This is a genomic window from Bradyrhizobium sp. Leaf396 (assembly GCF_001424605.1).
Classification (GTDB): Bacteria; Pseudomonadota; Alphaproteobacteria; order Rhizobiales; family Xanthobacteraceae; genus Bradyrhizobium; species Bradyrhizobium japonicum_C.
This window is the reverse complement of sequence record NZ_LMQJ01000064.1, coordinates 156,562-169,336: the sequence shown is the minus strand read 5'-3', so window position 1 is coordinate 169,336 and position 12,775 is coordinate 156,562. Positions and strand designations below refer to the sequence as shown.

Here is a 12,775-nt window from a genome sequence, read left to right as displayed (position 1 = left end):
ACGGGTCCACGGCAACCTGAGAGATCGTCGTGACGACCCAGTAGTGCTACGGGGATTTCGTCGCCGCCGGCTCCTCGGCGCGCTTGTCGATCACCCTGTCGACCAAGCCGAACTCCTTGGCATCGTTCGCGGTCAGGAACTTGTCTCGTTCCAGCGCATCCTCGATCGACTTGTAGGTTTGACCGGTGTGCTTCACGTAGATCTCGTTGAGCCGCTTCTTCAGATTCAGAATTTCCTGGGCGTGCAGCATGATGTCCGTGGCCTGGCCTTGGAACCCGCCCGAGGGCTGATGCACCATGATCCGCGCATTCGGCAGGGAGAAGCGCATGTCCTTCTCGCCGGCGGCGAGCAGCAGCGAGCCCATCGAAGCCGCTTGGCCGGTGCAGAGCGTCGAGACCGGTGGGCGGATGAACTGCATGGTGTCGTAGATCGCAAGGCCCGACGTCACCACGCCGCCCGGCGAGTTGATGTACATCGAGATTTCCTTCTTCGGATTTTCCGCCTCAAGGAACAAGAGCTGCGCGACGATCAGCGTCGACATGCCGTCCTCGACGGGGCCGGTCACGAAGATGATGCGCTCTTTCAGCAGGCGCGAGAAAATGTCGTAGGCGCGCTCGCCACGGTTGGTCTGCTCGACCACCATGGGCACGAGGTTCATGTAGGTTTCAACCGGATCGCGCATGAGTCACCTAGGGTTTCGGAGACGGACATCGCCGGGACTGGCTGCCAGTTGTGCTGGTTCTGCCGGAAGGGCGGATGGACGTCCTGTGATGCAGGAACTTGGTAGAGGTAGAAGGCGTACCGACAGATATAGCCCAATTCGCGCCTGACAAGTGCGGAGCGCATTAAGGCTTAATCCGACAGGGCAGTTGAAGCTGATTCGCACAAAGAGGCCCAGCCGGCCATCTGGCCAGCTGGGCCCCTTCGCTGATCATCCTTAATGGCGGGCTATCTCAAACCCTCAGGCTGCGGTCTTTTCCGCGTCGTCGTCCTTGTAGAGGTCCTCACGCGAGACCTTCTTCTCGGTCACGTTGGCGAGCTCCAGGATGAAGTCGACGACCTTGTCCTCGTAGATGGGTGCACGAAGCTGGGCCAGCGCCTGGGCATTGTTGCGGTAGAAGTCCCAGACCTCCTTCTCGCGGCCGGGCATCGAGCGCGCGCGCTCGATCACGGCGCGGCCGACCTCGTCGTCGGTCACGGTGATCTTGTTCTTCTCGCCGATCTCGGAGAGCACGAGACCGAGCCGCACGCGGCGGTCCGCGATCTTGCGATACTCTTCCTTCGCCTTGTCCTCGGTGGTGTCCTCGTCGGCAAAGGTCTTGCCGGCGGAGTCCATCTCGGCCTTGACCGAGTTCCACATCAGATTGAACTCCTCATCGACCAGCGAAGGCGGCGCCTCGAAGCGATGCGCCTCGTCCAGGCGGTCCAGCAGCGCGCGCTTGACCCGCTGGCGCGTCGCAGTCGCGAACTCGGCGGTCAGCCGCTCGCGCGCGGCTTCCTTCAGCTTGTCCAGCGATTCCAGGCCGAGCGACTTGGCGAACTCGTCGTCGATCGCCAGATCCTGCGGCGCCTCGATCAGGGTCGCGGTGGTCTCGAACTCCGCCGGCTGGCCGGCCAGCTTCTCGTTCATGTAGTTCTTCGGGAACGACACCTTCAGCGTGCGCGTCTCGTTGGCGCCGATCCCGATGAGCTGCTCCTCGAAGCCCGGGATGAAGGTGTTGGAGCCGATCACGACCTGGATGCCCTCGCCGGTGCCACCCTCGAAGACTTCGCCGTTGATGCTGCCCTTGAAGTTGATGGTGACGCGGTCGCCCGACTCCGCCTTGGCGCCCTCGCCCTTGGCGGCGTAGGTGCGGTTGGAATCGGCGATGCGCTTGATCGCGTCGTCGACATCGGCGTCGGTGACATCGGCGACAGGCTTCTCGACCTGGAAGCTCTTGAAGTCGGCGAGTGCGATCGCCGGCACCACCTCGATGGCGACGGTGTAGGTCAGATCGGTCTTGCCGCTCAGCAACTCCTCGACGTCCTTCTGCTCCGTCGGCATGGTGATCTTCGGCTCGGTCGCGAGGCGGAAGCCGCGTTCGGAGAAGAGCTGCGTGTTGGTGTCGCGGATGGTCTGGTCGATGGTTTCGGCCATCACGGAGCGGCCATAGACCTTCTTCAGGTGCGCCACGGGCACCTTGCCCGGACGGAAGCCGTTGATCCGGACCTTGTCCTTGAGGTCGACGAGCTTGGCGCCGGCCTTGGCATCGAGATCAGACGCGGGAACGCTGATCTTGAACTCGTGCTTCAAGCCTTCCGAGAGGGTTTCTGTGACCTGCATGGCGTCCAATCTTCTTTTCGCTCGGTCCCGGCACGCATGCGTCGGGACGCTGTCATTAATCGATCCGGCGCGAGGCAACGCCTCACCACCGGTGGTTCATCGGACCGGCTCCCGACGGAAGATCATCCGCAGAAAGCAGGTCTCGTAATCCGTGCAAACGCGATAAGCGCTTGGTGCGGGCGGAGGGACTCGAACCCCCACAACTTTCGTCACTGGAACCTAAATCCAGCGCGTCTACCAGTTCCGCCACGCCCGCGTTAATTTGCATCAAGACCGGCCGCGATGCCGCGGGCGGCCGGGCTTATAGCATGTGCCTGACTGTTCGCAGCAAAAAAATGGCCGGTTGGAGGCGCACTTCAAGTAGGCATGATGGCTGGACTTATCCAGCGCGGCGTGGTCCGGATCGGTCATGACAACGCGGTTCTCGAACCCTCACCGGCGTGCGGTTCTGGCTGGGCTCGCAGCATCCGCGGCCGGCTTGGCGGCGGGCGGCGCAACCCCGCCGGTAACCGGCCGGCTCGCGCTTCAGGCCAGGGCATCAACCTTGGCCCTCAGGCCCGGCCAATCGGCGACTCCGATATGGGAACTGGCCGCAGCAAGCCAGCTCGGAGACGTCCGTCTCAAGCGGGGCGATCGCTGCGAGCTGGTGTTTCGGAACGACCTTCCTGTCCCGCTTGCGCCGGTCTGGTACGGCCTCAACAGCGGGGCCGCATCGGACTCGCTGCGAGGACACACCCCCGCCGCGCCCAATTCGGCCGAAACATCAACTGTTTCAATACCCAATGCTGGGACGCTCGTAGCCGACTTCCGCCTCTTCGAGGACGGCCTGAAGCTGCCGGCACGGTCGCTTGCGATCGTCGCCGGCGAGACTGGCCCCATTGCCGTTGATCGTGACGAGATCCTGTTGATCGAGGAATGGCGCCTGCGGCCGGATGGCACCGCGGTTCCGCCGGGCCAGGATCCGAAGGATGCCGCATCGCTCTACACCGTCAATGGCAGATCCTCATTCGAACTCTCAGCTGTGGCCGGCGAGCGGCTCCGGCTGCGCTTCATCAACGGCTCGCAACGTTCTGTTATAGCGGTCAAATTGGAGAGCCATGAGGTTCAGGTCATGGCCCTCGACGGTCAGCCAGCCGAGCCGTTTCCGGCGCGGAATGGTGCTCTGGTGCTCGCCGCGGGCGGACGGGCCGACGCCTTCGTGGATGTCGCCAGATCGGCCCCCTTCCTGCTGCACGACGGCAAGGAGGCGCGCCAGGTCGGTAGCCTCACCGTCTCCGGCAGCCAGGGCCGGCGCGCGCGTCTGGGGCCGCCGCAGCCACTCCCTTCAAACGACCTTCCCGAGAAGCTCGACCTGCGGGGATCCCTGCGGTTCGATGTCGCGCTCGGTGCAGCGGACGCCGGTTGGACGCGGCCGGCAAGCTTCTCGACCGAGTCTTCCCCCGCCTTCCGCGCCAAGGCCGGACGAACCGTCGTGCTGGCGCTGAAAAACCCCGCGCCGATCACGACCGTCTTCCACCTGCACGGCCACCCCTTCCGCCTGCTCGACAAGCTTGACGATGGCTGGAAGCCTTACTGGCTCGACACGCTCGCGATCGAGCCCGGCCAAACCCAGCGCATTGCGTTCGCCGCAAGCTCCCCCGGACGATGGCTGATCGAATCCGTCATGGCTGACTGGTCCGCGCCGCGGCTGGTGCGGTGGTACGCGGTGGACTAGCCCTCAATATTCGATGCCGAGCGCGTCATAGATGCGCCGATGCACGGCCGGCAGCGTCTCGGTCAGGTCCTCCGCGATCAGGCCCGGTCCGGCCTCGCTTGCCGCTGCGCCGTGCATCCAGACGCCGATGCTGGCAGCTTCGAAGGCAGGCACGCCCTGCGCCAGGAGCCCTGCGATAATGCCGGACAGCACGTCGCCGGCGCCGGCCGTGGCGAGCCAGGGCGGCGCATTGACGGCGATGGTGGCGCGACCGTCCGGAGCGGCGATGGTGGTATCCGGGCCCTTCAGGAGCACGACGGCGCCGGAGCGCTCGGCTGCGGCGCGCACGCGCTCGAGCTTGGAGCGGCCGGGATGCTTGTTGCTGAGATCGGAGAACAGGCGCGGAAACTCGCCCTCGTGCGGCGTCAGCACCACCGCACTGTTCTGCGAGGACTTGATCGATTCGAACAGGCGCTCGGGGGTCGCTGCAAAGCTCGTCAGCGCATCGGCATCGAGCACCAGGTGACGCTGCGCGCCAAGCGCGGTGTGAACGAGGTCGCAGGTGCGCTCACCGATGCCAACGCCGGGGCCGATGACACAGGTGTTGTAACGCTTGTCGCCGAGCAGCTCGCCAAACTCGACCGCGCTGTCGACGGCGCGGACCATCACCGCCGTCAGCGCGGCCGCATTGATGGCGAGTGCATCGCGCGGGCTCGCCAGCGTCACGAGGCCGGCGCCCGCGCGCAGTGCCCCGCGCGCGGCAAGCCGCGCCGCGCCGGTCGCGGCCGCATCGCCGGAAACGGCCAGCACGTGGCCGCGCGCGTATTTGTGGCCGTCGATGCGCGGCACGGGAAAGGCGGCGCCCCAGAAATCCGGATCGTTCTCGAAGGTCTGAGGTGCGATCTCATTCAGCACCTGCGCGTCGATGCCGATCTCGGCCACGCGCACGCGGCCACAATGGATCCGGCCGGGGAGAAGCAGATGCGCAGGCTTCTTGCGAAAGAAGGTGACGCTCTCGGTGGCGTTCACTGCCGCGCCCATCACGGCTGCGCTGGTGCCGTTGATGCCGCTCGGCAGATCCACGGCGAGCACCGGGGCGCCGTTGGCGTTGATCGCCTCGATCATCGCACGCGCCTCGCCTTCGACGGGACGGCTGAGGCCAGCGCCGAACAACGCATCGACGATCAGCGCCGGCCTTCCGATCGCCTGCGGATTGAACGGTAGCACCGGGTGCTTCCAGCCGCGCGCTGCGGACGCCGCATCGCCCTGGAGCTGGTCACGCTCGCTCATCGAGATCACCGAGACTTCGCGCCCCTGAGCGGCGAGCTCGGCGGCTGCCACGAACCCGTCGCCGCCGTTGTTGCCGGGGCCGGCCACGATGAGGATCGGCCCCTCCTCCACCAGCGCATGGGCGGCCTCCGCGACCGCCTGCCCCGCGCTCAGCATCAGCTCGAAACCGGGCGTGCCGGCCGCAATGGCGAGCTGGTCGGCGCGCTGCATCTCAGCGTTGGTCAGAACTTCCATGCCACTTCCTAGTACAAACGCCTCTTCAACAGGCATCTTCTATGCCGGCCCCGCCACAAGAACATCAAACTGCACATATATTGAACCGTTTGCCTATTTCGTAGTCTTCGGTATTTTGTGCAAATCGGCACCACCACCAGGGATGCACGTTAAAAGGCTGATAACGTTCTCATAATCAGGGCATTTGCAACTTGGCATAGACCCTGCTTTCGAGGAAGCCGCTCGGTCGGTCGCACCATTGGGATCTTACAGGGTGTGGCCGGTCGCTGTCGCCGGACTGGTCAGGGATGCCGGCATAGAGAAGACAAGATCGTGCGTTGAGAAATGCGCGTCCTGACGAAGACGTTGCTATTTGATCGAGAGGCCGGGAGTCGCGCAGTGAAGAAAATCGAAGCCATCATCAAGCCATTCAAGCTCGACGAGGTGAAGGAAGCGCTTCAGGAAGTCGGCCTTCAGGGCATCACCGTCACCGAGGCCAAAGGCTTTGGCCGGCAGAAGGGCCACGCCGAACTCTACCGCGGCGCAGAATACATCGTCGACTTCCTGCCGAAGGTAAAAATCGAGATCGTGATCGGCGACGATCTGGTCGAGCGCGCCATCGACGCGATCCGCCGCGCGGCGCAGACCGGCCGCATCGGTGACGGCAAGATCTTCGTGTCCAACATCGAAGAGGCGATCCGTATCCGGACCGGCGAATCCGGGCTGGACGCTATCTGAGCCGGGTGCTATCCCGCATTTTGCGACACTCCGACAAGAGATAAGGCTGCCTCGGCGGCCTGATTTCATTTGTGCGGTCGCGCAAAACTCGCCCAAGCGAGAGAAATTTTTGCTCATCTGGAAACCGATCCGCAGAGCCAAAAGGGGTATGCATGAAGACCGCCAAAGACGTCCTGAAATCGATCAAGGACAACGACGTCAAGTACGTCGACCTGCGCTTCACTGATCCGCGCGGCAAGTGGCAGCACGTCACGTTCGACGTCAGCATGATCGATGAAGACATCTTCGCCGAAGGCACGATGTTCGACGGCTCCTCGATCGCTGGCTGGAAGGCGATCAACGAATCCGACATGTGCCTGATGCCCGATCCGGTGACCGCGACGATCGATCCGTTCTTCGCCGAGACCACCATGGTCATCACTTGCGACGTGCTCGAGCCGACCACCGGCGAGCCCTATAACCGCGACCCCCGCGGCATCGCCAAGAAGGCGGAAGCCATGGTGAAGTCGATGGGTGTGGGCGACAGCGTGTTCGTCGGCCCCGAAGCCGAGTTCTTCGTGTTCGACGACGTGCGCTATTCGGCCGACCCGTACAAGACCGGTTTCCGGCTCGACTCCTCGGAACTGCCGACAAATTCCGATACCGAATATGAAGGCGGCAATCTCGGTCACCGCATCCGCACCAAGGGCGGCTATTTCCCGGTTCCGCCGCAGGACTCGGTGCAGGACATGCGCTCGGAGATGCTCGGCGCCATGGCCAAGATGGGCGTCAAGGTCGAGAAGCATCACCACGAGGTCGCTTCCGCCCAGCACGAACTCGGCATGAAGTTCGACACGCTGACTCTGATGGCCGACCACATGCAGATCTACAAGTACTGCATCCACCAGGTCGCGCATATCTACGGCAAGACCGCCACCTTCATGCCGAAGCCGATCTATGGCGACAACGGCTCGGGCATGCACGTGCACCAGTCGATCTGGAAGGACGGCAAGCCGGTGTTCGCCGGCAACAAATATGCGGACCTGTCGGAGACCTGCCTCCACTACATCGGCGGCATCATCAAGCACGCCAAGGCAATCAACGCCTTCACCAACCCCTCGACCAACTCCTACAAGCGTCTGGTCCCGGGCTATGAGGCCCCCGTGCTGCTCGCCTATTCCGCGCGCAACCGCTCGGCCTCCTGCCGCATCCCCTACACCGCTTCGCCGAAGGCCAAGCGCGTGGAGGTGCGCTTCCCCGATCCGATGGCCAACCCCTATCTCGGCTTCGCCGCGATGCTGATGGCCGGCCTCGACGGCATCAAGAACAAGATCGATCCGGGTCCGGCGATGGACAAGGACCTCTACGACCTGCCGAAGGAAGAGCTGAAGCAGATCCCGACCGTCTGCGGCTCGCTCCGCGAGGCGCTGGAGAATCTCGACAAGGACCGCGGCTTCCTCAAGGCTGGCGGCGTGTTCGACGACGACTTCATCGACGCCTATATCGAGCTGAAGATGACCGAAGTCGCGCGCTTCGAGATGACCCCGCATCCGGTCGAGTTCGAGATGTACTATTCGGGCTGATCGGCCCGAACTTCATCCGACAAGCAAAAGGCGCTTCCGCGAGGAGGCGCCTTTTCGTTTTGAGTCGAACGCCGTCACGCCACCGATGAACTCGTGTCAGCTGCATGCCGTGCGCGACCGGTGCAGACCCTTGCCCTCCATCCACCAGCTTTCGTTCTCCGTCCGACTCCACTTTGTTCTCAAAGAACAAATCAGAGCCGTAAAAAGCAGCACGGACCAAATCCTACTGATTGGTTTATTCCGCGGAAGTTCGCCGAAGCGAATGGTGATCGTGCGAACGGAGAGCCGATACAGTCCATCTCCTCGGCCCAAGCTTAGAGGAGTTCGCCGCAAGAGCTCCTGCAGTGATGGCGCGGCAAGAGCTGCCCCACTCGCGAGCTGCTCTACGCCGCCGCCTTCTGCCGCGCGACCAGCGCCTCGCCGAAGGCCTCGAACAGCTTGCGGTTGACCGGATTGTGCTGCGGATCGTATTCCGCATGCCATTGCACGCCGAGCGCAAAGGTCGGAGCTTCGGCGATGCGGATCGCCTCGATGGTGCCGTCCTCGGCGATGCCCTCGATCAGCACGCGTTTGCCGGGCTCCAGGATGCCCTGGCCATGCAGCGAATTGACCCGGATCTTCTCACAGCCGAGAATTTTGGCGAACGCGCCGGCTGGCGTGAGGTCGACGTCATGGCGGTCGGCGAACACCACGGTCGGATCGGGATGAATCTCGCCGTTCTCGAGCCTGGGCATGCGGTGGTTCATGCGGCCCGGTATCTCGCGAATCTCGGGATGCAGCGAGCCGCCGAAGGCGACGTTCATCTCCTGCAGGCCACGGCAGATGCCGAACAGGGGGATGCTGCGGGCGACACAGGCAACCGAGAGCGCCAGCGCCACCTCGTCCCGGTGGATGTCGTAGGGCTCGTGCTTCTCGCAGGGGTCGACGTTGAAACGGGTCGGATGCACGTTGGCCCGGGCCCCGGTCAGGATGATGCCGTCCACGGTGTCGAGCAGCGCCGGGATATCGGTGATATCAGGGGAGCCAGCGAACATCAGCGGCAAGCCGCCGGAGACTTCGGCAACAGCGCGCAGGTTTCGCTCGCCGACCATCTGGACCTGAAATCGATTTTCGACGCGATGGGCATTCCCGATCACGCCGACGACCGGCTTTCTCATCTGTCGTTCTGAGCCTCCGGGTAAGAAGATTCTGAAAACATGCCCCTCGCACGGAACAAATTCAACAGAGGGGATCGCGGGACGGCAATGCTATTTTCGCGCAAAGGCCTCCCGGGCTACGCTCGGCTCCATCGCCGGCAACCCAGCAGCCTGCAGGGCGACCGCCGCAGGGGCATCCGGCACGGCCAACCAGGGCAATTTCGCGTGAAGTCCGCGTGTCACGGGCTCTCCGAGAGCACCACCGATGTCGATCGGCCAGAACCCATTGGGCACGACCTCGGCGGAGAAACCGCGGATCGCGTAGCCATCGCCCAGGACTGCCTCTGCGTGGCGGCCATCGACGAGGCGCGCGCTCGCAGGGTCCTTGAGATCACCGAAGCTCACGAGCACGGGGATCAACTCCCCCTGTACCGGGACGATTCCGGTCTGCCGGCTCATGTCCTTGAACGACACGCGGCTGCCGCGTGCGGCACCGTAGGCGCGGAGCGCCAAATAGTTGATGTCGTCGAAATCAAGCTTGGCGCCTTGCTGGTGCGCCAGCAATGCCACGAGGTTCTTGCCTTGGCCGAGGTCGACGAACACAGCCTCCCCGCGCGTCGTGGTGCGGCCGCTGCGGTTGTAGTTGCGATCGGGCACGACGGCGAGAATGCCCGACCCGGTCTTGATCCCGTCTGGCGTCGTCACTTCGACCGTCAGGCGAAACTTGTGGTCCGGCCGGTTGATCCGGATCTGGTCGCCGCCGACGAGCAAAGCCAGAAGCCCGAGCAGACCTGCCCATTTGCTGATGAAACCCAAGCGCTCGCATCCTTTCAACCTTACCGCTCTGCACCGTTCGCGCGGCAGCGTCAAACCGGCCTGTTGCCGCTCTTGATCGGAAGCGCGTTTGTCGAAAGAGTGCCGGACGCAGGCCTGCGCGAAAGGACACGACGTGACGATTCTCAGAGATGAACGCCCCCCGACCCGCAGTGACCTCGCCCGAGATCAGGCTTGGGCGATTGCGGTCGGAGGCATCGGCGTCGTGCTTTTCACGGCGCTGCTCGCTTTCAGCTGGTATTTCGCGGCCACCCTGCTCCTGATCTTCACCGGCATGCTGCTCGGCCTCGGCCTCAACGCGCTGGTCAATGCGCTCGGCCGCCGGGTTCGCCTGCCCCACACCGTCCGGCTTGCGATCGTCTGTGTCGCGCTCGCCCTGGTGCTTGCCGGCATCGCCTATCTCGGCGGCGCGACCATCGCCGAGCAGGCCTCGCTGCTGAGCAAGACCATCAAGTCGCAGATCGCGAATGTGAGGTCCTTCCTCGAGACCCACGGCATCGACACCAGCTTCTTCGATTTCGGCAATGCCACCTCGGATGCCTCGGCCACGACTTCGTCGGAGGCGACCGCCGCGCCAGCGGCTCCCTCGCGCGCTCCCCTGCCCAGTGCCGGCGCGCTGGCTTCCGGCGGCGGCGCGATCGTGAGCCAGACCTTCAAGCTGCTGCTCGGCACCATTCACGGCGTGGGCAACGTCTTCATCGTGCTGTTTCTCGGCCTTGCCTTCGCGGCCCAGCCCCGCGTCTATCACGACGGCCTGCTGTTCCTGGCGCCGGTGAGGCACCGCACGCGTGTCGCCCTCGTCATCGACCGCATAGCGGAGACGCTGGAGCGCTGGCTGACCGCGCAGTTCATCGTCATGATAGCGGTCGGTGTCGTGACCTGGATCGGGCTTGCCATCATCGGCATTCCCGGCGCGTTCATCCTGGGAATCCAGGCGGGCCTGCTCGCCTTCATACCCACCGTCGGAGCCATCATCGGCGGCGTCATCGTGGTGCTGGCAAGCCTTGCCTCGGGCTGGATCCCCGCCTTGTCGGCCTTTCTCCTCTTCATGGGCGTGCATGCCATGGAGAGCTACCTGCTGACGCCGATCATGCAGCGGCAGGCGCTCGATATCCCGCCGGCCACGCTATTCGCGTTCCAGATCCTGCTCGGCGTCGTGTTCGGAATCTGGGGCCTGGCGCTGGCCCTGCCGCTGGTCGCCATAGCCAAGGTTATCATCGACCACTTCAAGACCTATGAGGCGCCGGCCCTCGCCGAGGCGGCCTGACTCCGGTCAGGTCGTCAGAACGACCTCTGTGTGCTCGACCTCCGGAGGTGCAGCAAAATACTGGCCGACAAGGCCGCGCCACTCGGTGAAATTCTCCGAACCGCGGAAATCGACGGTGTGGTTCTCCAGCGTCGCCCACTTCACCATCAGCCGGTAGCGCTGCGGCTTCTCGATCGATTTGTGCAGCTCGAAGCCGTGAAAGCCCTTGGAGCGGCCGAAGGCCGCCTTGGCCTTGGCCACGGCAGCTTCAAAGTCCTTCTCGCTGCCCGGCTTGACGTCGATTTGCGCGATCTCGGTGATCATCGGTTCCCACCCTTTGTTGTTGGATCGGCGTGTCTACCGCAGACGGCAGAAAAGAAAAAGGCGCCGCAACGGCGCCTTGGTCCTGCTCACGCCGTTGCTGGACGTGGCTGCGATGCACCGGTTCGCGCGGCGCTCTGGCGGCGCCAGTTCTCCAGCGACAGCGGCAGCTCCTCCGCCGCCTCGACGCGGTTACGGCCGCCGCGCTTGGCCTGGTAGAGCGCGGTATCGGCCGAGGCAAGCAGCACCTCGAGCTCGGTGCCGGCGGGACCTCCGGCGACACCGATGCTGACGGTGGTATCGACCGGGCCTTCATCGACAACGACGCCGGAGTTTTCGAACGCCTCGCGCACGCGCTCGGCGACCAGCACGCCCTCCTCCAGCGAGCAGGGCAACAGCGCTGCGAACTCCTCGCCGCCGATGCGGCCCGAGAGGTCCGAGATGCGCAGGCTGCTGACCACGACGGTCGAGAACAGCTTCAGCATCTCGTCCCCGGCGGGATGGCCGAAGCGGTCGTTGATCGACTTGAAGTGGTCGATGTCGAAGATCATCACGGTCACCGGACGCCCGGCCTTGGCCTCGCGCTCGATCACGCGCGCGCAGGCTTCCGAGAAGCCGCGGCGGTTGAGCATGCCCGTGAGCGGATCGGTGGAAGCTGCGGTCCGGTGCGCGGTCACGGTGCGCTCGGACACGAGCATGAAGATGACGAACACGGTGCCGACGGCATAGAGGATAAGCTCGACCGCGAACACTGTGACCCAGATGCTCTGGGAGAAGCTTGCATCGTGCGGGCGCAGGAAGCTGCCGATCAGGATCGGCAGCATCAATACGCAACCATGCATCACCGGCATCACCAAGGCCGGCCAGCGTCGTTGAACGCTCTTGCGACGTTCGGTCCAGAGCTCGCTGGCGGTCAGCGCTGCATACACCGAGACGATGCCGGCGCCGACGAGCATGCGCAGCATGGATGCAGCCGGATCGAGCAGCGTCGCAGCAGCGACCCAGGCGAGCGCGCCGAGCACGAGACCGGGCCAGTTCGGCTTGCGGCCGTGGAAGACGCGCGCGGCGTTCCACACCATGCCGCAGGCGACGAAGCCGACGGCGTTCAGCGCCAGGTAAATGTGCGGGCCCAGCCTGTCGCCAGCCGCAGTCCATAGCGCGACGGCGGCGGCACCGAGAAGATAGGCGGTGCCCCACCATCTCAGCGCCGGGCTGTTCTCCTGCCTGCCGAAAAACACCATCATGGCGCCGAGCAGCGCGGCAACCATGGTCGCGACCAAATAGAGCGTGATGCTATCGAGCGACATCATGTCGGCCCCCTCTACAACATAGCAGTTACGCGATCGGCACATCCGATTTGCGCGCCCTTCCATAGGCGACGCTATGTCCGGCGGGTTCCATTCAGGTTTTCGCGCGGGG

Annotated in this window: 11 protein-coding genes and 1 tRNA gene; 4 read left to right on the top strand and 8 right to left on the bottom strand. The window is 64.2% G+C overall.

The window, feature by feature from the left end; all coding sequences use genetic code 11:
* Positions 1-46: 46 nt before the first annotated feature.
* The 3 genes from ASG57_RS32145 to ASG57_RS32135 form a co-directional block, all read right to left on the bottom strand.
* On the bottom strand, positions 47-682 hold the full coding sequence (locus ASG57_RS32145; protein ID WP_024341199.1) for an ATP-dependent Clp protease proteolytic subunit: 636 nt from the start codon (positions 680-682) through the stop codon (positions 47-49).
* A 279-nt stretch (positions 683-961) separates the two neighbouring features.
* Positions 962-2,323 (bottom strand): trigger factor, encoded by a 1,362-nt coding sequence (gene tig, locus ASG57_RS32140; RefSeq protein WP_057198886.1) that lies wholly within the window; start codon positions 2,321-2,323, stop codon positions 962-964.
* 171 nt (positions 2,324-2,494) lie between these two features.
* Positions 2,495-2,579 (bottom strand) — tRNA-Leu (locus ASG57_RS32135).
* 153 nt (positions 2,580-2,732) lie between these two features.
* Here ASG57_RS32135 and ASG57_RS32130 point away from each other — a divergent pair.
* Positions 2,733-4,037, top strand: a complete 1,305-nt coding sequence (locus tag ASG57_RS32130) for a multicopper oxidase family protein (protein ID WP_057198885.1) — start codon at positions 2,733-2,735, stop codon at positions 4,035-4,037.
* Positions 4,038-4,040: 3 nt separating this feature from the next.
* On the opposite strand, the gene ASG57_RS32125 is transcribed toward ASG57_RS32130, so the two are convergent.
* A complete protein-coding gene (locus tag ASG57_RS32125; RefSeq protein ID WP_057198884.1) occupies positions 4,041-5,540 on the bottom strand; it encodes an NAD(P)H-hydrate dehydratase in 1,500 nt (499 codons plus the stop codon).
* A 378-nt stretch (positions 5,541-5,918) separates the two neighbouring features.
* On the opposite strand from ASG57_RS32125, the gene ASG57_RS32120 reads away from it, so the two are divergent.
* Both ASG57_RS32120 and glnA read left to right on the top strand, forming a co-directional pair.
* On the top strand, positions 5,919-6,257 hold the full coding sequence (locus ASG57_RS32120) for a P-II family nitrogen regulator (RefSeq protein WP_007603495.1): 339 nt from the start codon (positions 5,919-5,921) through the stop codon (positions 6,255-6,257).
* A 152-nt stretch (positions 6,258-6,409) separates the two neighbouring features.
* Positions 6,410-7,819 carry a type I glutamate--ammonia ligase gene (gene glnA / locus ASG57_RS32115; protein ID WP_024341195.1) on the top strand — a complete coding sequence of 470 codons (1,410 nt, stop codon included), beginning with the start codon at positions 6,410-6,412 and terminating at the stop codon, positions 7,817-7,819.
* Positions 7,820-8,202: 383 nt separating this feature from the next.
* On the opposite strand, the gene ASG57_RS32110 is transcribed toward glnA, so the two are convergent.
* Complete coding sequence (locus tag ASG57_RS32110; protein WP_024341194.1) at positions 8,203-8,976, bottom strand: gamma-glutamyl-gamma-aminobutyrate hydrolase family protein; 774 nt, start codon at positions 8,974-8,976, stop codon at positions 8,203-8,205.
* 90 nt (positions 8,977-9,066) lie between these two features.
* Positions 9,067-9,771 (bottom strand): hypothetical protein, encoded by a 705-nt coding sequence (locus ASG57_RS32105; protein ID WP_057198883.1) that lies wholly within the window; start codon positions 9,769-9,771, stop codon positions 9,067-9,069.
* Positions 9,772-9,904: 133 nt separating this feature from the next.
* Here ASG57_RS32105 and ASG57_RS32100 point away from each other — a divergent pair, with 133 nt between their 5' ends.
* Complete coding sequence (locus ASG57_RS32100; protein WP_057198955.1) at positions 9,905-11,056, top strand: AI-2E family transporter; 1,152 nt, start codon at positions 9,905-9,907, stop codon at positions 11,054-11,056.
* 6 nt (positions 11,057-11,062) lie between these two features.
* On the opposite strand, the gene ASG57_RS32095 is transcribed toward ASG57_RS32100, so the two are convergent.
* The gene (locus tag ASG57_RS32095; RefSeq protein ID WP_024341191.1) at positions 11,063-11,359 is read right to left on the bottom strand and encodes an antibiotic biosynthesis monooxygenase family protein; all 297 of its coding nucleotides are present in this window, start codon (positions 11,357-11,359) and stop codon (positions 11,063-11,065) included.
* A gap of 86 nt (positions 11,360-11,445) precedes the next feature.
* A complete protein-coding gene (locus tag ASG57_RS32090; protein WP_024341190.1) occupies positions 11,446-12,666 on the bottom strand; it encodes a GGDEF domain-containing protein in 1,221 nt (406 codons plus the stop codon).
* Positions 12,667-12,775: the final 109 nt, after the last annotated feature.

Excerpts from the sequence above, each read along its gene's own strand:
- ASG57_RS32090 (WP_024341190.1), bottom strand. The coding sequence starts at position 12,666 with ATGATGTCGCTCGATAGCATCACGCTCTATTTGGTCGCGACCATGGTT.
- ASG57_RS32095 (WP_024341191.1), bottom strand. The coding sequence starts at position 11,359 with ATGATCACCGAGATCGCGCAAATCGACGTCAAGCCGGGCAGCGAGAAG.
- ASG57_RS32130 (WP_057198885.1), top strand. The coding sequence starts at position 2,733 with ATGACAACGCGGTTCTCGAACCCTCACCGGCGTGCGGTTCTGGCTGGG.
- glnA (WP_024341195.1), top strand. The coding sequence starts at position 6,410 with ATGAAGACCGCCAAAGACGTCCTGAAATCGATCAAGGACAACGACGTC.
- ASG57_RS32110 (WP_024341194.1), bottom strand. The coding sequence starts at position 8,976 with ATGAGAAAGCCGGTCGTCGGCGTGATCGGGAATGCCCATCGCGTCGAA.
- ASG57_RS32145 (WP_024341199.1), bottom strand. The coding sequence starts at position 682 with ATGCGCGATCCGGTTGAAACCTACATGAACCTCGTGCCCATGGTGGTC.
- tig (WP_057198886.1), bottom strand. The coding sequence starts at position 2,323 with ATGCAGGTCACAGAAACCCTCTCGGAAGGCTTGAAGCACGAGTTCAAG.
- ASG57_RS32125 (WP_057198884.1), bottom strand. The coding sequence starts at position 5,540 with ATGGAAGTTCTGACCAACGCTGAGATGCAGCGCGCCGACCAGCTCGCC.